The organism is Paraburkholderia sp. SIMBA_054 (assembly GCF_046534875.1).
Taxonomy (GTDB): Bacteria; Pseudomonadota; Gammaproteobacteria; order Burkholderiales; family Burkholderiaceae; genus Paraburkholderia; species Paraburkholderia hospita.
Genome location: NZ_JAWRXV010000015.1, coordinates 25,927 through 48,896 on the forward strand (window position 1 = coordinate 25,927; position 22,970 = coordinate 48,896).

The 22,970-nt window shown below is 64.5% G+C and carries 19 protein-coding genes; 6 read left to right on the forward strand and 13 right to left on the reverse strand.

Features of this window, described 5'->3' with window-relative positions:
• Window positions 1-6 precede the first annotated feature (6 nt).
• Complete coding sequence (iolE, locus tag SB822_RS19455; protein ID WP_007750008.1) at window positions 7-927, forward strand: myo-inosose-2 dehydratase; 921 nt, start codon at window positions 7-9, stop codon at window positions 925-927.
• The gene (gene iolB, locus SB822_RS19460; protein WP_090835733.1) at window positions 924-1,730 is read left to right on the forward strand and encodes a 5-deoxy-glucuronate isomerase; all 807 of its coding nucleotides are present in this window, start codon (window positions 924-926) and stop codon (window positions 1,728-1,730) included. The genes iolE and iolB overlap by 4 nt, the downstream gene beginning before the upstream one ends.
• 977 nt (window positions 1,731-2,707) lie before the next feature.
• On the opposite strand, the gene SB822_RS19465 is transcribed toward iolB, so the two are convergent.
• From SB822_RS19465 to SB822_RS19500, 8 genes are all read right to left on the reverse strand, one after another.
• Complete coding sequence (locus SB822_RS19465) at window positions 2,708-3,421, reverse strand: ABC transporter ATP-binding protein (RefSeq protein WP_090835734.1); 714 nt, start codon at window positions 3,419-3,421, stop codon at window positions 2,708-2,710.
• Window positions 3,418-4,197 carry an ABC transporter ATP-binding protein gene (locus tag SB822_RS19470; protein WP_090835735.1) on the reverse strand — a complete coding sequence of 260 codons (780 nt, stop codon included), beginning with the start codon at window positions 4,195-4,197 and terminating at the stop codon, window positions 3,418-3,420. Before SB822_RS19470 ends, SB822_RS19465 begins: the two co-directional genes overlap by 4 nt.
• Window positions 4,194-5,453, reverse strand: a complete 1,260-nt coding sequence (locus SB822_RS19475; protein WP_090835736.1) for a branched-chain amino acid ABC transporter permease — start codon at window positions 5,451-5,453, stop codon at window positions 4,194-4,196. The genes SB822_RS19470 and SB822_RS19475 overlap by 4 nt, the downstream gene beginning before the upstream one ends.
• Window positions 5,446-6,384, reverse strand: a complete 939-nt coding sequence (locus SB822_RS19480) for a branched-chain amino acid ABC transporter permease (protein WP_007744045.1) — start codon at window positions 6,382-6,384, stop codon at window positions 5,446-5,448. The genes SB822_RS19475 and SB822_RS19480 overlap by 8 nt, the downstream gene beginning before the upstream one ends.
• Window positions 6,385-6,387: 3 nt before the next feature.
• A complete protein-coding gene (locus SB822_RS19485; RefSeq protein ID WP_090835737.1) occupies window positions 6,388-6,852 on the reverse strand; it encodes an acyl-CoA thioesterase in 465 nt (154 codons plus the stop codon).
• A 30-nt stretch (window positions 6,853-6,882) separates the two neighbouring features.
• Window positions 6,883-8,031, reverse strand: a complete 1,149-nt coding sequence (locus SB822_RS19490) for an iron-containing alcohol dehydrogenase (RefSeq protein WP_090835738.1) — start codon at window positions 8,029-8,031, stop codon at window positions 6,883-6,885.
• A 184-nt stretch (window positions 8,032-8,215) separates the two neighbouring features.
• Entirely contained in the window at window positions 8,216-9,247 is a 1,032-nt protein-coding gene (locus tag SB822_RS19495; RefSeq protein WP_079499963.1) for a threonine aldolase family protein, read from the reverse strand.
• A gap of 262 nt (window positions 9,248-9,509) precedes the next feature.
• Entirely contained in the window at window positions 9,510-10,748 is a 1,239-nt protein-coding gene (locus tag SB822_RS19500; protein WP_090835803.1) for a YbfB/YjiJ family MFS transporter, read from the reverse strand.
• Window positions 10,749-10,881: 133 nt separating this feature from the next.
• On the opposite strand from SB822_RS19500, the gene SB822_RS19505 reads away from it, so the two are divergent.
• Window positions 10,882-11,787, forward strand: a complete 906-nt coding sequence (locus tag SB822_RS19505; protein WP_090835739.1) for a LysR family transcriptional regulator — start codon at window positions 10,882-10,884, stop codon at window positions 11,785-11,787.
• 108 nt (window positions 11,788-11,895) lie between these two features.
• Here the strand turns inward: SB822_RS19505 and alaS are convergent, their stop codons facing one another.
• Window positions 11,896-14,520, reverse strand: coding sequence for an alanine--tRNA ligase (gene alaS, locus SB822_RS19510; protein WP_090835740.1), 2,625 nt, complete (start codon window positions 14,518-14,520; stop codon window positions 11,896-11,898).
• 323 nt (window positions 14,521-14,843) lie between these two features.
• Here alaS and SB822_RS19515 point away from each other — a divergent pair, with 323 nt between their 5' ends.
• On the forward strand, window positions 14,844-16,064 hold the full coding sequence (locus SB822_RS19515) for a CaiB/BaiF CoA transferase family protein (protein WP_090835741.1): 1,221 nt from the start codon (window positions 14,844-14,846) through the stop codon (window positions 16,062-16,064).
• 276 nt (window positions 16,065-16,340) lie between these two features.
• Here SB822_RS19515 and SB822_RS19520 read toward each other — a convergent pair whose 3' ends face one another.
• The gene (locus SB822_RS19520; protein ID WP_410855444.1) at window positions 16,341-16,892 is read right to left on the reverse strand and encodes an RBBP9/YdeN family alpha/beta hydrolase; all 552 of its coding nucleotides are present in this window, start codon (window positions 16,890-16,892) and stop codon (window positions 16,341-16,343) included.
• Between the two features lie 52 nt (window positions 16,893-16,944).
• The gene (gene ggt / locus SB822_RS19525; protein ID WP_090835743.1) at window positions 16,945-18,771 is read right to left on the reverse strand and encodes a gamma-glutamyltransferase; all 1,827 of its coding nucleotides are present in this window, start codon (window positions 18,769-18,771) and stop codon (window positions 16,945-16,947) included.
• A 510-nt stretch (window positions 18,772-19,281) separates the two neighbouring features.
• Between ggt and SB822_RS19530 the strand changes: the two genes are divergently transcribed.
• Entirely contained in the window at window positions 19,282-21,003 is a 1,722-nt protein-coding gene (locus SB822_RS19530) for a glutamine--tRNA ligase/YqeY domain fusion protein (protein ID WP_079499970.1), read from the forward strand.
• Between the two features lie 132 nt (window positions 21,004-21,135).
• Window positions 21,136-22,050 carry a transporter substrate-binding domain-containing protein gene (locus tag SB822_RS19535; protein WP_090835744.1) on the forward strand — a complete coding sequence of 305 codons (915 nt, stop codon included), beginning with the start codon at window positions 21,136-21,138 and terminating at the stop codon, window positions 22,048-22,050.
• Window positions 22,051-22,071: 21 nt separating this feature from the next.
• Here the strand turns inward: SB822_RS19535 and SB822_RS19540 are convergent, their stop codons facing one another.
• Window positions 22,072-22,530, reverse strand: a complete 459-nt coding sequence (locus tag SB822_RS19540) for an NUDIX hydrolase (protein WP_007744026.1) — start codon at window positions 22,528-22,530, stop codon at window positions 22,072-22,074.
• On the reverse strand, window positions 22,527-22,916 hold the full coding sequence (locus SB822_RS19545) for a hypothetical protein (protein ID WP_007744025.1): 390 nt from the start codon (window positions 22,914-22,916) through the stop codon (window positions 22,527-22,529). The genes SB822_RS19540 and SB822_RS19545 overlap by 4 nt, the downstream gene beginning before the upstream one ends.
• Window positions 22,917-22,970: the final 54 nt, after the last annotated feature.

Consider the following 22,970-nt stretch of genomic DNA (forward strand, 5'->3'; position numbering starts at 1 on the left):
GCGCACATGAGCCAGTTCGAAGTACGTATCGGCATCAATCCGCTGTCGTGGATGAACGACGATCTGCCGTCGCTCGGCGGCGAGACGCCGCTCGACGTCGCGCTCACGGAAGGACGCGAAATCGGCTATCAGGGGTTCGAGCTTGGGAACAAGTTTCCACGCGAGCCTGAGGCGTTGAAGGCGTTGTTCAAACAGTATGATTTGTCGCTCGTGTCCGGATGGTATTCGGGGCGGCTCGCGGATTTCAGCCGCAGCATCGAGGACGAGTGCAAGGCCGCCGATTCTCATCTGGAGTTGCTCGCGAAGAACGGCGCGACGGTGATGGTCTACGGCGAGGTGCACAACACGATCCAGGGCTCGCCGTTGCCGTTGTATCAACGGCCGCGCTTTTTCACCGATGAGCAATGGAACACGTACGCAAAGCGCCTGAATGAATTCGCACGCTATACGTTGAGCAAGGGCGTGCGCGTTGCGTATCACCATCACATGGGCGCGTATGTCGAAACTGCCGCCGACGTCGATCGTCTGATGGCGTTGACTACCGACGACGTCGGCCTGCTGTTCGATGCGGGACACATTACGTTTGCGGGCGGCGACGCGCTTGCGGTGCTCAACCGGCATGTCGGCCGTGTGTGTCACGTGCATTGCAAGGACGTGCGCCCTGCCGTGATGAAGCTCGCACGCAATCGCAACTGGAGCTTTCTCGATGCGGTGATTGCGGGCGCGTTCACGGTGCCGGGCGACGGCGCCGTCGATTTTTCCGCGATCATCGATACGTTGAAGCGTCACGGTTATCGCGGCTGGCTTGTCGTCGAGGCGGAGCAGGACCCGGCTGTCGCGCCGTCGTATGCTTATGCGCAGAAGGGTTATCGCACGCTGCGCACGCTCGTCGATGCGCCGCTCGATGTCGCACAGGAGGCAGCATGAGTTTGCTTGTCAAGGCACAGCGCGAGGGCCAGACGATCGCGCGCGTGACGCCTGAAACGGCGGGCTGGAAGTATGTTGGTTTCGCCGCTTACCGGATGGAACCGGACGAGATCGTGCATGTGCTGGAAGCGTCGCGTGAGGTGTGTATTGTCGTGATGGCGGGTGCCGTCGATATCGAAACGGATGCGCAGACGTGGACGGGACTTGGTTCGCGGGACAGCGTGTTTGAGGACAGCGCGCCTGTTGCGGTTTATTTGCCGCCTGGTGTGCGGGCTATTGTTCGTGCTAACCGGCGGGCGGAGGTGGGTGTGGCCAGTGCGCCTGCCAAGGGCGAATATCCTGCGCGGTTGATCGAGTCTTCGCAGATGAAGCGGTCCGTGCGGGGTAAGGGCGCGAATACGCGGTATGTGTGCGATATTCTTCCGCAGACTGAGACTGCTGAGTCGCTGCTTGTGGTTGAGGTGCGGACGCCGAGTGGACATTCGTCCAGCTATCCGCCGCATAAGCACGATACTAATAATATTCCTGCGGAAAGCTTTCTTGAAGAGACTTATTACCATCGGCTTAGTCCGCCGCAAGGGTTTGCTTTTCAACGCGTGTATACCGATGAGCGGGATATCGATGAGTCTCTCGCGGTTGAGGATCACGATGTCGTGATGGTGCCGCGTGGGTATCATCCTGTCGTTGTGCCTTATGGCTATGACTCTTATTATCTTAATGTCATGGCTGGGCCTACCCGTACCTGGCATTTCAAGAATGATCCGCGGCATGAGTGGATTATTGAGCGGGATGCTAAGGGTTAGGTTTTGGTCTGCGACGCTGTTCGGTGTTTTGGCCTTTTCGCTGGCATCCGCGCTATGTCTTCGTGCTTCACGCGTCGCCCCTGTGCGGGGCGGCACCTACTTTTCTTTGCCGCCGCAAAGAAAAGTAGGCAAAAGAAAGCGGCTCACACCGCCAGCATTTCTTCTTGCCTGAGGGCCCCCAACCGGTCCCACGCTTCACACGGCAACGTCTCTGTTGGCGCTCGTTGCCAACGCTTCGAATGAACGCCTCACCCACTTCAAATACCCGCGTACAAGCTAGCGGCAGCGAATGGTTTCTGCCGCCCAGGTGGCAAACTGTGTGTAGGTTGTCGCGACGTATAGCTTGGCGCTCTTACACGGTGGAACGCGTGAGCTATCGGTCTGGAGTGAGGCGTGTGCGGTGCTACGGCCTACACACAGTTTGCCACCTGGGCGGCGGTGGAATATCTGGCACGGCATGCGGCGACGCGGGCGCGCGAAGCAGGTGAGGCGCATCGCAAGAGCGTTGGCAACTAACATGAGTCACGTGGTTGCCGTTTGAAGTGTGGGACCGGTTGGGGGCCCTCAGGCAAATACAAGAACTGGCGGTGTTAGCCGCTTTCTTTTGCCTACTTTTCTTTGCGGCGGCAAAGAAAAGTAGGTGCCGCCCCGCACAGGGGCAACGCTTGAAGCACGAAGGCATAGCGCGGATGCCAGCGAAAACACAAGCAAACCAAACCACCCGCGCCGCGAACGCTCAACCCCGGTTGCCAGCGCAAAAGCAAAAAACCCAACCACATCGCGGATGCCAGCGAAAACCAAAGCAAATCTGAGTGTCTTTGTCCACGCGCTGCCGACAAGATTTCTGGAGGACGCTCACCAACCGCGAGCGCGTTTGAACCGTTTCGAACAGTCAGCAGCAAACGCCCGCCGCAAGGCGCTTTGCGCAATGACGGCCGTGCAAGTCAAACAGAGAACAAAAGTGATGCGATGCGAAATCACCCCACTCCAAGCCATTCGCGCGCCACGTCGGGCCGCGCCCGGAACGATTCCAGCGATCCGTCGAACACGATCTCGCCATGTCCCATCACGGCGATACGGCTAGTAATCCGGTCTGCGATCACGAGCCGCTGTTCGATCAGCAGCATCGCGACGCCGCGCTCGCGCAGCAGTTTCAATGCCGCTGCAAGCTGCACGACGACCTGACCCGCGAGTCCTTCAGTCGGCTCGTCGATCACGATGAGATCAGGGTCGCCGAGCAACGCGCGCGCCACCGAAAGCATCTGCTGCTCGCCGCCCGACAACGCGCCCGCCTTCGTTCGCGCACGTTCGCGCAGCACGGGAAAGAGCGTACGCGCGTCGTCGAGTGTGAAGCGCGCAGCGCGTCTGCCGTTGCGCGGCTTGAGGCCCAGTTGCAGGTTTTCCTGCACCGTCAGTGTCGGAAATACATCGCGCTGTTCGGGCACATAGCCAATGCCGAACCGTGCAATCTCGAACGCGCGCCGGCCTTCCAGCGGCTGTCCGGCGAAACGGATCACGCCTTGCGTGCGTACGAAACCCATGATCGCCTTCGCCAGCGTCGAGCGGCCCGAGCCGTTGCGGCCCGCGAGCGCGACGGCTTCGCCCGCTTCGATATGCAGGTCCACGCCATGCAGCGCCTGGCTTGCGCCGTACCACGCGCGCAGATCGCGAATTTCGAGCAATGGGTTCATCGCGCGGCTCCCTGTGCGGCGTCGCCGCGATCGTCGATATCGCCCAGGTACGCCGCGCGCACGGCGGGATCGGCGCGAATCGCGTCCGGCGTGCCCGTCGCGATCACCTCGCCTTGCACGAGCACGCTGATGCGATCCGCGAGACCAAACACGACGTCCATGTCGTGCTCGACCATCAGCAGCGTGCGGCCCGCCGTCGCTGCGCGGATCAGTTCGACGGCGCGCGCCGCCTCGGCGCGGTTCATGCCCGCCGTCGGCTCGTCGAGCAGCAGCGTATGCGCGCCGCTCGCCAGCGCCAGTCCTAGATCGAGCGCGCGTTGGTCGGCGTAACTCAGCGTGCCCGCGATCACGTCGCGACGTTCGCCCAGACCGACGGCGTCCAACACTTGCTCGGCGTGCTCGTCGCCCTCGCGCGTCGCGGTGAAGCGCTGCCACCAGCGCATGCGGTCGCGATTCGCGATCTGCGCTGCGCAACGCAGGTTGTCGAATACGCTGAGCTTCGCGAAGAAACTCGTCGTCTGAAAACTGCGCGCGAGTCCGCGACGGCAAATCGCCGCAGGCGCAAGACGCGTGATGTCCGCGCCATACAGTTCGATGCGGCCCGCGCTCGGCCGCGCCGCGCCCGCGATCAGATTGAAGAGCGTCGATTTGCCCGCACCGTTCGGACCGATCAGCGCGTGACGTTCGTGCGGCTCGACCATGAGATCGACGCCGCGCAGGATGCGCGTTGCGCCAAAGCGCTTGTCGAGACGTCGCACGGCGATGGCGGGAATCATTCGCTGACCTCCGCGCGCGTTTCGTCGTTGAGCTTTCCGTCCATGCGCGCCGCCACGCGCATCGTCAGCCAGCCGATCGCGGCGAGGCACAGCACGGCCACCGTGAGCCACAAAGGAGCGATCGTCGTGACGAGACTCCTGCGCTCTTCCGTGCCGAAGCGTTGCGCGTACGCCCATTGCACGAACAGCACGACGGCAAGCGAACACGCGCAAGCGCTCGCCATCCGGCAAGCAAACCACGGCAGGCAGACGCGCCAGCCATCGCGTGCAATGCGTGCGGTTTGACGCCGCATCCATCCCGCGATGCCATCGGGCGCGCACACCACCACGACCACGAAGAACAGCCCGAGATACAGGAGCCACGCGCGCGTCGCGCCCGCCACGACGACGCTGAAAAACGTCAGCACGACGGCACCCGCCACCGGCCCAAAAAACGCCCCGCTTCCGCCGATCACCGTCGCGATCAGCACCGAGCCCGAGCGCAGCATGCCGACGCTTTCCGTCGATATCAGTTCGACATTGATCAACCCGAGCGTCCCCGCAATGCCCGCAAAAAACGACGACCACACGACGACCTCATAACGCACGCGGCGCGGAAAGCAACCGATAGCCGCCGCGCGAACCGGGTTGTCACGCACGGCATTCGCGAGCCGCATGAACGGCGTGCGCGACAGCAGGTACATCGCGATCACAGCGAGCGCGCACCACAACGCGATCAGCGCGTAGGCTTCGCGCGCAGGCCCGAACGTCAGGCCCGGCACCGCGATACCCGCCGTGCGGTCGATCGCGACACCCGCTTCGCCGCCGAACCAGTCGGGCAAGGTCCAGGCCGCCGCCGCGACGAGTTCGCCGATGCCGAGCGTGATCATCGCGAACGCGGTGCCCGCGCGACGCGTCGCAACGAGGCCATACAGCGCACCGAACAGCGCACCACCGATGCCGCCCATCAACGGCAGCAGCGGCAACGGCACGCCGACGCGATTGAACAGCTGCGCGGCGATCAGCGCGCCGATGCCCGACGAAGCCGCATGCCCGAACGACAGCAGCCCCGCGCCGCCGAGCAGCAGGTTGTACGACAGCGCGAACACGATCATCGCGGCGGTCTGCGCGAGCCAGGCGACGAGCCAGCTTTGCGTCGATATGCACGGCGGCAGGATGAGCAGCGCCGCGAGCGCGGCCCACGGCAGCGCCGCGCGCCATGTTGGCCTACGCGGCGAAGCGGGCTGCGCGTCGTGCGACTGGTTCACGTCACGCATCGTCGTCGCGTTGTCCGAAGAAGCCGCGCGAGCGCACGGCGAGCATGGCGACGAGCAGCAGATACGGCACGAGCGGCGCGAGTTGCGCGAGCGTCAACGCGCTCCACGCAGCGGGCAATGCGTTGTCGAAGTCGCCGAACAGCTCGCCGAGCGGAATATCGGTTGCGACCGCGAACGTCTGCACGCAGCCGATCACGAGCGACGCCACCAGCGCGCCGCCGAGCGACCCGAGCCCGCCGATCACAACCACGACGAACACGATCGATCCCACCGATTCGGCCATCGCCGGTTCGAGCACGAACAGCGGCGCGCCGATCACGCCCGCCAGCGCGGCGAGCGCCGTGCCCGCCGCGAACACGCCGGTGAAGACGCGCGGCACGTCGTGACCGAGCGCTTCGACGGCTTGCGGATGCGTGAGCGCCGCGCGCACGATCAGCCCCGCTTTCGACACACGCAGCACCGCGTGCAACACAACGAGCATCGCAATAGCGACGGCCATCATGAACGCGCGATAGCGCGAGAACGCGACGCCGTACACATCGAGCAGCGGACCATCGAGTGCTTTCGGCACGGCGGCGCTCAGCGCCTGCAAGCCCCAGACGAGCTTGACGCCCTCGCCGATCAGATACGCCGCGCCGAACGTCAGCAGCAACTCCGCCAGATGTCCGTGCGGCCGCACACGCCGCAGCAGCCATCGTTCGAGCGCCGCGCCCATCAGCCCGACGACGAACGGCGCGACGATGAGCGCCCACCAGAAGCCCATGCGCGCCGCGACGGAAAAGCCGACATACGCACCGAGCATGTAGAAGCTCGCGTGCGCGAAGTTCAGCACGCCGAGCATGCTGAAAATCAGCGTCAATCCCGCCGACAGCATGAACAGCAGCAAGCCGTAGCTCACGCCATTCAGCGCATCGATGACGAACGACTGCACGCGTCAGCCCGCTTGCGCGTCTTGCACGCCTTCCACGACGAGCAGCGGTTCGAGCGCCGCGCGCAGCCTGTCGGGCAATGTAACAGGACGCCGCGTTTCGCGATCCACGTACACGTGCACGAAATGCCCTTGCGCGGCGGGCTCGGCGTCGCCTTCCCTGAAAAGCCCTACTTCGTAACGCACGCTCGACGTGCCGAGCCGCACGACACGCAAGCCTGCATCGATGCGATCCGGAAACACGATCGGCGCGAAGTAGTTGCACTGCGTCTCGACGACGAGGCCGATCGTCGTGCCGTGCTCGATATCGAGCACGCCGCTGCGGATCAGATACTCGTTCACGACGGTATCGAAGTAGCTGTAATAGACGACGTTGTTCACGTGCCCGTACACGTCGTTATCCATCCAGCGCGTGGCGATAGACAGGAAGTGCGGGTAAGCCGTGCGCGGCGCGGGAGCGGGCTTGTTCATGTCGTGTGCGGTTGAATGGAAGAACGGCGCTTACATCGACTCGATCAGCATCCGCCGATAATCGTCGGCCGTCGCTTCGCGCGGATTCGTCTTGTGGCAATGATCGGCGAGCGCGCCCTTGATGACCTTGTCGAACGCACTTTCGTCGACGCCCATTTGCTTCAGGCCCGTCGGCAGTCCGAGGCGCGCGGTCATGTCGTGCAACGCTGCCGCAAGATCGGCATGGTCCGGCAGATTCATCACGCGACGCATGCGCGCGTAACGGCGATTCTCGACGACAGACGGCGCGCTTTCGTTGAAGCGCAGCACGGCGGGCAGCACGACGGCGTTCAGCGTGCCGTGATGCAGCGACGTGCGACCGTTTACCGACACGCCGCCGAGCGGATGCGACAGCGAATGCACACAGCCGAGTCCTTTCTGGAACGCCATGGCGCCCTGCATCGACGCGCTCATCATGTGCAGGCGCGCGTCGCGGTTCTGGCCGTCGCGCGTTGCGAGTTCGATGTTCGCCCAGGCGCGCTCCAGGCCGTCGAGCGCGATGCCGTCGGCGGGCGGATTGAACGACGGCGCGAGAAACGTTTCGATGCAGTGCGCGATCGCGTCCATGCCCGTCGCGGCCGTCAGCGCGGGCGGCAGGCCGAGCGTGAGGCCCGGATCGCAGATAGCCGCCTTCGGCAGCAGATGCCACGAATGAAAGCCGAGCTTGCGGCCGTCGTTCAGAATCACGATCGCGCCGCGCGCCACTTCGCTGCCCGTGCCCGCCGTGGTCGGAATCGCGATCAGCGGCGCGGCCTTGTCGGTGATTTTGGCGCTGCCGCCTTCGATCGTCGCGTAATCCGTCATCGTGCCCGCATGCGTCGCCATGATCGCGACGCCCTTGGCCAGATCGATCGACGAGCCGCCGCCTATCGCCACGAGCCCGTCGCAGCCCTCTTCCCGATAGCGCTGCGCGGCCGCCATCACCATCGCTTCCGTGGGGTTCGATGGCGTGTCGTCGAAGATGGGCACGCCGGGCAGCTTCAACGCGTCGATCGCCTGCTGCGCGACGCCCGCCGCCATCACGCCCTTGTCCGTCACCACGAGCGGCCGCCGGATGCCCGAGCGCTCGCACTCCGCAGGCAACTGCGCGAGCGCGTCGTAGCCGAGATGAATGTGCGTCAGATAGTAGATGTAGGCCATGGCGATGCGTCTCCGTTGTTATCGAGGATTCCGTGCTCGCACCGTCGAAACGGCGAGAGCGGCTGACTGCGACCATCACGGCAACGGTTGCGCGTTGCCGTTTTAATGTTCCGTTATTGACCCGGTCTCTCGATGAACTCGACCGGCAAGCCGCATCGGCGCATCCAGTCGCCAGGCGCGTGACTCACGCGGCGCACAGCTCACGAACCTCGGCGACGAAGCGCTCGACCGTTTCGGGCTGCGTATCCCACGCGCACATCAACCGGCAGCCGCCCGCGCCGATGAACTCGTAGAACTTCCAGCCACGCGTGCGCATCGCCTTCGCGACATGCGGCGGCAATTGCGCGAACACCGCGTTCGATTCCGTCGGGAACATGATGCTCACGCCCGGAATTTCCGCGAGGCGCGACTCCATCAGTTGCGCCATGGCATTTGCGTGGCGCGCATTGCGCAGCCAGACGTCATTGTCGAGCAGGCCGAGCCAGGGCGCGGAGATGAAACGCATCTTCGACGCAAGCTGTCCCGCCTGCTTCAGCCGATACGCGAAGTCGTCAGCGAGCGAGCGATCGAAGAACACGACCGCCTCGCCGACGGGCAAGCCGTTCTTCGTGCCGCCGAAGCACAGCACGTCGACGCCCGCGCGCCACGTGATTTCCGACGGATGCACGTCGAGCGCTGCGACGGCGTTTGCAAAGCGCGCGCCGTCCATGTGCACCTTCAGATGACGGCGCTTCGCGATCGCTGCAATCGCGCGGATTTCCTCGACGCTGTACACGGTGCCCACTTCCGTCGATTGCGTGAGCGTCACGACCTTGGGCTTCGGATAGTGGATGTCGGCGCGACGCGTGACGACGGCTTCGATTGCATCGGGCGTGAGCTTGCCGGCGACGCCCGGCGCCGTCAGCAGCTTCGAACCGTTCGAGAAGAACTCGGGGCCGCCGCATTCGTCCGTTTCGATGTGCGCGAGTTCGTGGCAGATCACCGAATGGTAGGACTGGCACAGCGACGCCAGCGCCAGCGAGTTCGCCGCCGTGCCGTTGAAGACGAAGAACACTTCGCAGTCGGTCTGGAACAGGTTGCGCAGGCGGTCGCAGACTTGCTGCGTCCACGAGTCGTCGCCGTAGGCCGGTTCGTGGCCGCTGTTGTTGGCGGCGATCAGCGCTTCGAGCGCCTCGGGGCAGATGCCGGCGTAGTTGTCCGACGCAAAATGTTGCATGGCAGGCGGCGCACCCGGCGATGAGCGCGCAATGATGACTGGAAAGCGGACATTTTAGTGCGGCGGGTGCTGAATTTGTTTCTGGCGGGTTTGATCGGGCGCGAACGGGCGCCTGGTGAGGATTGGAGGCCGTGCGTGCGAGAGTCCGCTGCACAGCCAGTGGGCGTGAGAGGTGCCCGCGGTTGTTCGGTCGTCGTGGTGCTCGCGGGCGTTGTTCGTCCGCGCCATCCGGCGGCGTCTGGGTGGCGTGCCGGGCTTTTGCTCAGGCGCGAAACGACGGGCGCAGCACCGTCACCACGACGAGACCCACGGCGCCGGCGAGCAGCGCGAGCGCCGCCAGCCACAACGCCAGCGTGAACGAACCGGTGTGCGCGGCGATCGGCGCGGCGACGAGCGGACCCACGATCTGCCCAAGGCCGTAGGCCGCCGTCGCGTAGCCCATGAGTCCGGCCGCGTTGTCGCCGTGCAGCCGGCGCGCCTCGCGCATCGCGAACAGGGTGATAGCCGTGAACGGCAAGCCAATCAGCGCGCTGCCAAGCGCGAAGCCGCCTGCCGTCGGCGACACGATGCCCGCGAGGATGCCAAGCGCCTGCAGCACGTAGCAGCCGGCCAGCAGCGTGCGGTTGTCCCAGTGCGACGGCAGACGCGCGCCCACCAGCGCGCCAACGACCAACGCGCCGCCGAACATCGGCCAGAACAGATCAGGCCACGGCGAATCCACGGGCAGCGCAGCGCGGGCGATCACGGGCAAAAACGTCGCGGTGATGATGTAGCCGAAACCGGGCACGCCGTAGAGAACGATCAGCCAGAAGGCATCCGCGCGATGCGGATGCACGCGATGCCGATGCGCGTCAGTCTGCGTCGACGCGTTTTTGCCCGCCGCTGCCGTTGCGCTCGCCTTTGCCTTGGATGCCGGCTCGAACGTGCGCCACACGAGCACCGTCAGCACGGCCGAGACGAGCCCAAACCCGATCCAGCCCGCCGACGCTCCATATCCGCCCGCCGCACTGACCAGCAGGCCCGTCGCCGCGATGCCGAGGCCCGGACCGGTGTAGATCACACCGCCCCACTCGTTCGCGCCCAGTTCGGCGAGCCGCCGCAAGCCCCATTGCGAGGCGAACACGAAGGTCCACGCGCTAATCGCCCCCGCGATGAAACGCACCACGGCCCAAACCCAAAACTGATGCGTGACGCCCATCGCGAGCACGAGCAGCACAGTCGAGGCGAGGCCCGTCTTCACCACGCGTGCCGCGTCCATACGCAGCGCCACGCAGGCAATCGCGCCAAGGAAATAACCCGCGTAATTGAGCGACGCGAGCCAGCCGCCATGTCTGATATCGAGCGCGCCGCCGTGGAGCATCAGCGGCAACAGCGGCGTAAAGGCAAAGCGGCCGACGCCAAGCGCGACGGCAAGCGCCGCCATGCAGGCGAGCGCGGCGCGACGTGCGGCATTGGGTGAAGCGTGGTTTGTCTGGAGGGTGCGGGTGGCGAAATCGTTCATCGATGTCATGGCGGTGGTCTGCCGTCCCGAGATTGGACGGCACAGCGGTCTGCTTCTTCCACACCATCGTAGCTTGACCCTTCAATCTCATAAAATGAATAATACGGATAGATTTAATCTCACGGAGAGATTGATGGATCTTGCCGCCCTTACGATCTTTCGCGCCGTCGTGCGCGAAAACGGCGTGACGCGCGCCGCGGCGAAGCTCAATCGCGTGCAATCGAACGTGACCACGCGTATCAAGCAGCTCGAAGAGCAACTGGGCACCGAACTGTTCGTTCGCGACGGACGGCGGCTCGTGCTGACGCCCGCGGGCGAGACGCTGCTGCCCTATGCCGAACGGCTGCTCGCGCTCGCCGACGAAGCGCGCCACGCGGTCAAGGACGCCCGTCCGAGCGGACGACTGCGGCTGGGCACGATGGAGAGCGTCGCCGCGACCCGCTTGCCCGGACTGCTCGCGCAGTATCACCAGACGTGGCCCGACGTCGCGCTCGAACTGGAGACGGGGACGACGGGCAAGCTGATTGATCGCGTGCGCGAATTCGAGGTGGACGCGGCAATCGTCGCGACGCCGCTCGATCCCGGCTGGATCGGCGATCTGTTCGAGGTCGTGCCCGTGTTTCGCGAAGAACTGGTGATGGTGTCGCCGCGCGGTCATCCGCCCATCCATCATGCGAGCGATATTTCGCTTTCGACGTTGATCGCGTTCGAGGTGGGTTGCGCGTATCGCGTGCATGTCGAAAAGTGGTACATGGAGCACGGCGTCCGGCCCGCACGGGTGCTGGAGCTCGGCTCGTATCACGCGATCGTCGCGTGCGTGGCGGCGGGCGCGGGCGTGGCTTTTGCGCCGCGCTCGGTGCTGGCGCTGCTGCCCGAATCGGACGATATTGCCGTGCATCCGCTCGCGGAGCTCGGCAGCATCGAGACGCTACTAGTCTGGCGACGCGGTCACTTCTCGTCGGCATTGAATGCGTTGCGCGGGATGCTGGTGGCAAGCGGGAACGTGCAGGAGAAGCCGGAGGACGAGGTGGCTGCCTGAGCGCCTGACAGAAGATGTTTGGCTAACCTGAAAGCACAAAATCAAAAAGCCGTGAGTCTCATCGACTCGCGGCTTTTTGCTGATGCGAATGCTACGTAGCGCGGAGGCTCAGAGCTGCGCTTCGACCCAGCCCTTCACGCCAGCCAGCGCAGCCGGCAGATTGGCCGGCTCGGTACCGCCCGCCTGCGCCATGTCCGGACGGCCGCCGCCCTTGCCGCCGACCTGCTGCGCGACGAAGTTGACCAGCTCGCCTGCCTTGACCTTCTTGCTCGCCTCGGCCGTGACGCCCGCGATCAGGCTGACCTTGCCGCCTTCGACGGACGCCAGTACGATCGCCGCGCTCTTGAGCTTGTCCTTGAGCTTGTCGACGGTTTCGCGCAGCGTCTTGACGTCCGCGCCTTCCAGTGTCGCCGCCAGCACCTGCACGCCGGCAACCTCGATGGCCTGGCCGGCCAGTTCATCGCCCTGGCTCGACGCGAGCTTCGACTTCAGCGCGCCCAGTTCCTTTTCCAGCGACTTCACCTGGTCCTGAACCATCGAGATACGCTGCGTCAGTTCCGACGGCTGCGCCTTCAGCGCCGCGGCCGCCGCGTTGATGCGCGCATCGAGTTCCTGAACGTAACGCACCGCGTTGTCGCCCGTGATCGCTTCGACACGGCGAATGCCTGCCGCGACGCCGCCTTCCATCACGATCTTGAAGAAGCCGATGTCGCCCGTACGATGCACGTGCGTGCCGCCGCACAACTCGCGCGAGAAGCCCAGATCGAGCACGCGCACTTCGTCGCCGTACTTCTCGCCGAACAGCGCCATTGCGCCGCCCTTCACCGCTTCGTCATACGGCATCACCTGCACGATGCCCGGCGCGTTCGCCAGCACTTCGGCATTGACGATGGCTTCGACGCGGCGGATTTGATCGTCCGTCATCGGCGCGTTGTGCGCGAAGTCGAAACGGGTCTTGTCGGCGTCGACGAGCGAGCCCTTCTGCTGCACGTGGCCGCCCAGCACTTCGCGCAACGCCTTGTGCATCAAATGCGTGGCCGAGTGGTTGCGGGCCGTGCGCGCGCGGCGGATCGCGTCGATCTCCGCCTTCACGACGTCGCCGACCTTCAGCGTGCCCTGCTCCAGCGTGCCGTGATGGCCCACGACGTCCGCCTGCACCTTCAGCGTATCGGCGACGGCGAAGCGCACGCTCGCGTTCGCGAGCACGCCCTGATCGCCGACCTGGCCGCCCGACTCCGCGTAGAACGGCGTGTGATCCAGCACGACGACAGCCTGCTGGCCCTTCGTCACTTCGTTGACGGACGCACCGTCGACATACAGCGCCGTGACCTTCGCGTCGTCGAAGACGATTTCCTCGTAGCCGTGGAACGTGGTCTTGGCGCCCGAGTATTCGAGGCCCTGCGCCATCTTGAACTTGCCGGCTGCGCGAGCCTGTTCGCGCTGACGAGCCATTGCTTCGTCGAATGCCGGCTCGTCGACCGTCACTTCGCGCTCGCGGCACACGTCCGCCGTCAGATCGAGCGGGAAGCCATAGGTGTCGTGCAGCTTGAACGCGACTTCACCGTCGAGCGTCTTGCCGCCCTTCGATTCCAGATCGGCCAGCGCGCTTTCGAGGATCGACATGCCGTGCTCGATGGTCTCGAAGAAGCGCTCTTCTTCCTGGCGCAGCACGTCCGTGACGCGCTGCTCGGCGTCTTTCAACTCGGGATACGCGCCGCCCATTTGCGCGACGAGATCAGTCACCATCTTGTGGAAGAACGAACCCTTACGGCCCAACTTGTAGCCGTGACGGATCGCGCGGCGCACGATACGGCGCAGCACGTAGCCGCGGCCTTCGTTGCCGGGGATCACGCCGTCGACGATCAGGAACGAGCACGCGCGGATGTGATCGGCGATCACCTTCAGCGAGTTGTTCGACAGATCTTCGACGCCTGTTTCACGCCCGGCTGCCTTGATCAGCGCCTGGAACAGGTCAATCTCGTAGTTGCTGTGCACGTGCTGCAGCACAGCCGCGATACGCTCCAGCCCCATGCCCGTGTCCACGCACTGCTTGGGCAGCGGCGTCATGTTGCCCTGCGCGTCGCGGCTGAATTGCATGAACACGAGATTCCAGATCTCGATGTAACGGTCGCCGTCTTCTTCAGGCGATCCCGGCGGGCCGCCCCACACGTCCGGGCCGTGGTCGTAGAAGATTTCCGAGCACGGACCGCACGGGCCAACGTCGGCCATCTGCCAGAAATTGTCCGATGCGTAGCGCGCGCCCTTGTTGTCGCCGATGCGGATGATGCGCTCGGCCGGCACGCCGACTTCCTTCTCCCAGATGTTGAAGGCTTCGTCGTCTTCCTGGTAGACGGTGACCCAGAGCTTTTCCTTCGGCAGCTGATAGACGCCCGTCAGCAGTTCCCACGCGTAGTGGATCGCGTCACGCTTGAAATAGTCGCCAAACGAGAAGTTGCCGAGCATTTCGAAGAACGTGTGGTGACGCGCGGTGTAGCCGACGTTTTCCAGGTCGTTGTGCTTGCCGCCCGCGCGCACGCTGCGCTGCGACGTCGTAGCCCGCGAGTACGGACGCGATTCGGCGCCGAGAAACACGTCTTTGAACTGCACCATGCCCGAATTGGTGAAGAGCAGCGTCGGGTCGTTGCCGGGCACGAGGCTCGACGAACGGACGATCGTATGGCCCTTCGATTCGAAGAACTTGAGGAATTTCTCGCGGATTTCGGCGGCTTTCATAGCGTGCTTTGGGGACGGTCCTGGCTTGAGCCGACGGCTGCGGAAGACTGACCGGCCGTCGCAATAGATAGTTTCCTGAACGGTCGATTATACGGGATCGGCGCTGTCGCGCGGCGCCGTGGCGCGGGCTGCGCGCGGCATTGGCCATCCGGCCAGTTTCCCCTCTCAAAAACGCCGAAAGCGCGACCTGTCATTCTTCCTATGCCGTCAGGCAGAGTACGTCGGGCGCGGCCGATCGCTTAAGATGCACCACATCGATTCAATCGGGCAGCGCCCTGCGGCGCGCGCCTCATCACATTGCACATTGGAGACGTAGACAGAACATGGGTGCACTCAGTCATATCCGCGTGCTGGACCTTACCCGCGTGCTTGCCGGTCCGTGGTGCGCACAGACGCTAGCCGATTTCGGTGCCGACGTGATCAAGGTCGAGCGGCCGGGCGCCGGCGACGACACGCGCCACTGGGGGCCGCCGTACCTGAAGACGCCGGAGGGCGCGGACACGCGCGAAGCCGCCTATTACCTCGCGGCGAACCGCAACAAGCGCTCGGTGACCGTCGATATCGCCACGCCCGAAGGGCAGCAGATCGTCCGCGAGCTGGCTGCGCAAAGCGACGTCGTGCTGGAGAACTACAAGGTCGGCCAGTTGAAGAAGTACGGGCTCGACTATGAGTCGCTGAAGGCGGTGAAGGCCGACATCGTCTACTGCTCGGTGACGGGCTTCGGGCAGACAGGGCCGTATGCGCAGCGCGCAGGGTATGACTTCATCGTGCAGGGTATCGGCGGGTTTATGAGCATCACGGGCGAGCGCGACGGCCAGCCAGGCGGCGGTCCGCAGAAAGCGGGCGTAGCGATCGCGGACCTGATGACGGGCATGTATTCGACCGTCGCCGTGCTGACGGCGCTCGCGCACCGCGACCGCACGGGCGAAGGCCAGTACATCGACATGGCGCTGCTCGACGTGCAGGTCGCGATGCTCGCCAACATGAACTCGAACTTCCTCGCAAGCGGCAAGCCGCCCGCGCGCTGGGGCAATGCGCATCCGAACATCGTTCCCTATCAGACCTTCCAGACCAGCGACAGCTGGATCATCGTCGCGGTGGGCAACGACGGACAGTTCCGCAAGTTCGTCGAAGCGGGCAAGCGCGCGGGTCTGGCCGACGACGACCGCTTCGCGACCAATCCCGAGCGCGTGCGAAATCGCGAGACGCTCGTGCCGATCCTCGCGGAGATGGTCCGCACGCGAAGCAAGCACGAATGGATCGATGCTCTCGAAGCGGCGGGCGTGCCCTGCGGCCCGATCAACGATCTGGAAGAGGTGTTCGAGAACGAGCAGGTGGTCGCGCGTGGCATGGAGCTTCAATTGCCGCATCCGTCGGGCGGCACGGTGAAGCTGGTGCGCAATCCCATCCGCATGAGCGCGACGCCGCCCGAGGCACAGGCGCATCCGCCGACGCTCGGCGAGCATACGGAAGCGGTCCTGCGCGATGTGCTCGGATACGACGATGCACGCATCGACGCGCTGCGGGGCCGGTCGGTGATCTGACGTGAGGTCGGGAGGCGGCGTGCTGCGGTTGGCATGCTGCCGTTCGCGTGCTGCGGTTGGCTTGCTTCGGTTGGCGGGGCCGCAGTTGGTTTGCTTCTGTTTGCTTCCTGCCGCTGGCGCACTGCAGTTGAAGGCGTTCCGGCGAACGGCGGCTCCGCCATACGCCGACTCCTGCATACGCCGGCTCCAGTGTGCGGCGGCAGAACCAGGCGCGCGGCGCGCCTGTCGTCCGGCACCCTACCCTCAGTGCCTGAATCGCGCCGCCCCGCCCGCGACTCACGCCATCGAACCCAGCCAGCGCTGCCCTTCGTCCCAGTCGCCGAGGCCGCTGTCGGCGTTGATATGGCCGCGCGGGCCGATGCTCTCCCAGCGGCTGCCCCATGCCGCCGCGCAAGCCTGCGAGAACGGCACGCCGCCGTACGGATCGTCGGTGCTCGCGACGACGATCGACGGGAAAGGCAACTTGCTCATCGGCACGGCGTCGAAGCCGGCCGCATCGGCGGGAAATCCGGGGCCGGCCGGATCGGGCACCGCGACGAGCAGCGCGCCCGCGACCTTCGCAAGCGCATCCTGCGAAGCATGGCGCGCCGCCCAGGACGCGACCGTCAGGCAACCGAGGCTGTGTGCCGCGAGCAGAACAGGCGCTTTCGCCCCAGCGATTGCGGCATCGAGCGTCTCGCACCACTCATCGCAAACGCGATGATCCCAGTCCCGCATCGGCACGCGCGAAAAGCCCGGATAACGCGCTTCCCAGCGGGTCTGCCAATGCCCGACGCCCGAGTTCATGTAACCCGGCAATACGATCACGCTTTGCTGCTCCAACGCCATACTTTTCCCCGTTTGTTTTCAGTGGTCGAAGTGCGGCATCGCGCCGCCAGCGCTATTGAATCACACGGCCCACGCCAACGCCGCGCGGATCGGCAGCCGGTTGCGGGGTCGTGCCGTCGATGCGGATCATCTGCACGTCGCCGTTGAACGTCTGACCCTGCAGCGTGTAGCCGCGCGTCGTCAACTGTTCGGCCAGCTCGCCGTCGATGGGATGATAGGGCTCGAAGTAGATCGTCCTCTGCGGCAGCAACTGATGGTGAAAGCGCATCGCGGCGAGCGCGTCGGCGGGCGACATGTTGAAGTCGTACAGGTTCGTCATCACCTGGAAGATCGACGTGAAGATGCGCGAGCCGCCCGGTGTGCCGATCACGAGCGACACCTTGCCGTCCTTCGTCAGGATGGTCGGCGCCATCGATGACAATGGCCGGCGCCCCGGCGCGATCGTGTTGACGTCGCCGCTCGTCACGCCGAACTGGTTCGCCACGCCGGCTTTCATCTCGAAGTCGTCCATCGCGTCGTTCAGTACGAACCCGCCGCCGTCGACGACCACACCCGAGCCGAACGGCCCGTTCAGCGTGTACGTGTTCGACACAGCGTTGCCCCACTTGTCGACCACCGAGAAGTGCGTCGTCTGGGACTTTTCCGGCAGCGAGTCGCCGAGGCCCGGCTTGACGGGCGAGGCGCCCGGCACTTCGTCGGGCGTGATGTCCTCGACGCGCTTTGCGAGGTAGGCGTCGTCGATCAGCTTGTCGACGGGCACGCGGTACGAATCGGGGTCGCCCATGTACTGCTGGCGGTCAGCGAACGCGCGGTCCTCGATCTGCGCGACCAGATGAATGTACGGCTCGGAATTGAGCGCCACGCCGTCGAACTGCGGTTTCAGATCCGCCTTCATCTTCAGCAGCTGGATCAGTCCGATGCCGCCCGAGCTGGGCGGCGGCGCCGTGACGATCTGATAGCCGTTCCAGCTCGCCGTCACAGGCTGTCGCCACACGGCCTTGTACTGCAGCAGATCCGATTTCGTTAGCAGGCCATGCCCGTACATCTGCCGCGCGATCAGATCGGCCGTCTGCCCTTCGTAGAACTCGCGGCCGCCGTCCGATGCGATCCGCGTCAAGGTCTGCGCAAGTTCGGGCTGGCGGAACGTGTTGCCCGCTTTCAGGTTCGTGAAGTACGCATCGAAATTGGTCTTGCCGCCGAAGCTCTGCGACGCGCCGTCGCGGCGCTTCTGCAGCCACGGCTCAACGGGGAAGCCGTCCGTCGCGTATTTGATGGCGGGCGCGAGCACCTGCTTCCACTTGAGCTTGCCGAAGCGCTTCTGCGCTTCCCACATGCCGTCGACGGTGCCCGGCACGGCCACCGCGCGATGTCCGACAAGGCTCATGCCCTTGATCACATTGCCCTTGTCGTCGAGATACATGTCGCGCGTCGCGCTCTGCGGCGCTTTCTCGCGGTAGTCGAGAAAGTACGGCTTGCCGTCCATGACCAGCGTCATGAACCCTCCGCCGCCGATGTTGCCCGCATCCGGGTATGTGACGGCGAGCGTGAAGGCAATCGCGACGGCTGCATCGACGGCATTGCCGCCTGCCGCGAAAATCTGCTGCGCGGCGTCGGCGGCGTAGCGGTCGGGCGTCGCGACGGCCGCCGCGTCGAGTACGGGCTTGGGCTGGGCCGTCTTCGCGTCGACAGCGGGCGACGCAACCAGGCTGGCGATCAGTGCGCCCGTCAGCGCGAGCGTCGTGGCAAAGCGCGCAAACGTGCCTTGAGCAACGACGCGGCCGGCACTGGAACAGAAATCGGCGTGGGCGCCCGCATGGGATTCGGCATGCAACGCGGCGCCGGAAAGCGCGCGAGGCGCGCGCAACATCGGAAGGGACATCCGAGGAACTCCGGGATAGATGGACCTGCCCGCGCGTGCCCAGCGGCATGGGGCGGCCGGCTCGCAGCAAGGACAGGTCGCGTGAAGCGGCGAGACGGGCATCGGATGCCCGAGCCCACGACAGAATAACGGAAACGCAGCGCCTGCCGAAAAACGGCGCGACGGGCGCAGCCGACAACGAAAGCGCCGCTCAGAGGCGCGGGACAAGGCTCATGCTCGCCGCGAAGCGCAACGGCAAACCGCCACAATCACCCGCGACGGCGCGGGCTGGCGCAAGGCCGGCGTGGGGCATGGCGCGCGACGCATGCTAAGCGTCCGCACCATTCTGAGCCAAAGCAATTTACCTCCTGTTACAGCGCCGATTGCGCCCCGGAAATCCATCGATTTCCGCTGTTTTCGGCTGCGCGCCGCATCGCGCAAGCCTAAAGACTGTCGCCGGATGTGTCGTCAGGTAGAATTGACAGACTAACGGACGCATATAGTGTCCAGGACCGACTTTCTCCTTCTCGCATGAACAACGATCGCAAAGACGCCGAGCGCAACGAAGCGCCCGTTTCCAATTTCATCCGCAACATCATCGACGACGATAACCGCTCCGGAAAGTGGGGCCAGCGGGTGGAAACGCGCTTCCCGCCGGAACCGAACGGCTATCTGCACATCGGCCACGCGAAGAGCATCTGCCTGAACTTCGGCATTGCGCAGAGCTACGGCGGCGTCTGTCATCTGCGCTTCGACGACACGAACCCCGAAAAGGAAAGCTTCGAATACGTCGACTCGATCGTCGACGCGGTGAAGTGGCTCGGCTTCGAGTGGAACATCGAAAGCAAAGAGCATCTCTACTTCGCGAGCGACTACTACGACAAGCTCTATGAATTCGCCGAGCTGCTGATCACGCGCGGCAAGGCGTATGTCGACAGTCAAACGGCGGAAGAAATGCGCGCGACCCGCGGCTCCGCAACGGAAGTCGGCACGCCGTCGCCGTTCCGCGAACGTAGCGTCGAAGAAAACCTCGACCTGTTCCGCCGCATGAAGGCGGGCGAGTTCAAGGAAGGCGAGCACGTGCTGCGCGCGAAGATCGACATGTCGTCGCCGAACTTCAACATGCGCGACCCGGTGATCTATCGCATCCGCTTCGCCCACCATTACCGGACGGGCGACACGTGGTGCGTGTACCCGATGTACGACTACACGCACTGCATCTCGGACGCGCTCGAAAACATCACGCATTCGCTGTGCACGCTCGAGTTCGAAGACCACCGGCCACTGTACGACTGGATTCTCGACGAACTCGCCGAGGCCGGCATCTTCACGCGCCCGCTGCCGCAGCAGATCGAGTTTTCGCGCCTGAACCTCACGTACGCGATCACCAGCAAGCGCAAGCTGCTGCAACTGGTCAACGAAAACCACGTGGACGGTTGGGACGATCCGCGCATGCCGACCATCGTCGGCGTGCGCCGCCGCGGCTTTACGCCGGACAGCATCAAGCTGTTCTGCGAGCGCATCGGCATCACGAAGGTCGATTCGTGGATCGACATGAGCGTGTTCGAAGGCGCGCTGCGCGACGATCTCGACGACAAGGCGCCGCGCGCGACCTGTGTGCTCGATCCGCTGAAGCTCGTGATCGACAACTATCCCGAAGGTCAAACGGAAGCGTGCAGCGCGCCCGTCCACCCGCATCACCCGGATCGCGGCGTGCGCACGTTCCCGTTCTCGCGTGAACTGTGGATCGAGCGCGAAGACTTCATGGAAGCCGCGCCGAAGGGCTATTTCCGTCTGTTCCCGGGCAACAAGGTGCGTCTGAAGTACGGCTACGTGGTCGAATGCACGGGCTTCGACAAGGACGAGAACGGCAAGGTAACCGCCGTTCACTGCAACTACTTCGAAGACAGCCGCTCCGGCACGGAAGGCGCGAACAACTACAAGGTGAAAGGCACGATCCACTGGATCAGCGCGACCCAGGCCGTGCCCGTCGAAGTGCGCGTCTACGATCGCCTCTTCAAGGAAGCACAGCCCGACGCGGGCGGCCGCGATTTCCTCGAGGCGCTCAATCCGGATTCGAAGCGCATCATGCACGCCTACGTCGAGCCGGGCCTGGGCGAAGTCGAGCCCGAAGCGCGCTATCAGTTCGAGCGCCACGGCTACTTCGTCGCTGACCGGTATGACACGAAACCGGGCAAACCCGTATTCAACCGGATCGTCAGTCTGCGCGACAGTTGGGGAAAGCCGGCGTAAGCTGATTGTCTGGTTGAGTCTCCGCGGCATGCGGCGCATTCGGCGCGCATGCCGCCGTGTCCCGCGACGGACATCGCCAGGCGACAGCGCGACGATGCAGCCGGAGTGATTGCTGCCGGCTCAGGGGGAACGATGAAGGTTGCAATCAAATACAAGCTGGTGGCGATCGCGGCCGCGGCGCTGGCGGCGTTTATGTCGCTAACTGTGCCCGCCCATGCCGAAGAGCTGACGGGTACGCTCAAGAAGGTTCACGACGACGGCTTGATTACGCTCGGCGTGCGCGAAGCGTCGATCCCCTTCTCCTATTCCACCGGCGACCAGACGGTCGGCTATTCACAATCGATCGCGCTCGCCATCGTCGAAGAAATCAGGAAGACGCTCGCGATGCCGAACCTCAAGGTGCGCGAAGTCACGATCACATCGGCGAACCGCTTCCTGATGCTGGTCAACAACCAGATCGATCTTGAGTGCGGTTCGACCACCCATACGCGCGAGCGCGAAAATGTCGCCGCGTTTTCGAACAGCTTCTTCCAGTACGCGGTGCGGATGATCGCGCGCAAGAACGCCGGCATCAACGACTTCGCGGACCTCGCCGGCAAGCCCGTCGTCACGACGGCGGGCACGTCGGACGAACGGCTCGTGCGGCAGTTGAACAGCGAGAAGCAGTTGAACATGCGTATTGCGAGCGCGAAGGACCACTCCGATGCGTTTGCAGCCGTGAAGGCGGATCGCGCGGTCGCGTTCGTGATGGACGAACCGATTCTGTACGGTTTTCGCGCCACCGACCCGCGCCCCGACGACTTCATCGTGACGGGCACGCCGCTCGGCTACGAGACCTATGCGTGCATGTTCCGCAAGGGCGACGCGCCGTTTCGCGAGCTGGTGAACCGTGTGATCACGAAGATGCAGACATCGGGCGAGGCCGAACGTCTCTACAACGTCTGGTTCACGCAGCCGATTCCGCCGCATGGGATCAACCTGAACTACCCGCTGTCGGCGGAAATGCGCACGATGTTCGCGCATCCGAACGACAAGGCGCTCGATTGAAGCTCATTTGAAAAGCGTGCGCTATGCCGCGTCCAGCACGCGGTGCAGCTCGGCGAGCGATAGCGTGGTCTGAAAGAGCCGCGTGAGGCTGCGGCTCGCGTAATGCTCGACGTCATCGGGCGCGGCCCAGCGGAATGCGTCCATCTCGGGAATCATCGTGCCGTCGGAGCGGCGCGGAAACATCGACGTGCACGTGCAGCGGGTGAGATCGAGTTCGTCGGCCAAGGCGCGCGCGGCGAACAGATGCAGATCCTTGTCCCGCCGATACACGAACAGGCCAAGGTCTTTCAACCGCGCCGCGTCCACGGCGATACCCGTTTCCTCTTCCATCTCGCGCAGCGCCGTCACATGCGGCGCTTCGCCTTCCTCGCCCTGCCCTTTGGGAATATCCCAGTGGCTGGTTTCCGTCGCGTGCGCGAGCAGCACCCGCCCATCCGGGTCGAGCAACACGACGCCGCAAGAGATCGTGCGCGTGCTCAATGCTTCTTCTGCATCACCCAGTTGCCCGTGCCCTGACGGCAGAACTGCGGGTTCAGATTCATCGACTGGCCTTTGGCGCTCAACACGACGTGGATCTGACGGCACGTCCGGTCGCCCGACTTCGATGTGGCATCAGGCGTCAGTTGCGCCTCGATCCTCGTGCTATTGCGCAAACCCTCGTTGTTCCAGGTGGCGGATTCGCCGTCCTGCTTCTTGTCGAGCGCCTCGAACGCGGCCTTTCTGAGCGAGTCGTTGTCGGCCTGCTTCATGTACGCGATCGGCGTGTCGTTCAGGAAGTTGAGATTGGTGGCATGCGCGCCGATTGCGCCAGCGAGCAACAGCCCGCCCACTGAGAGTTGAAACGCGGCTCGGGTTCGCATCGACATGAAGTTCTCCGCAGAAGTCGGGTTCGGGCAAGCGTGGCGCGGCCATGTAGCGGC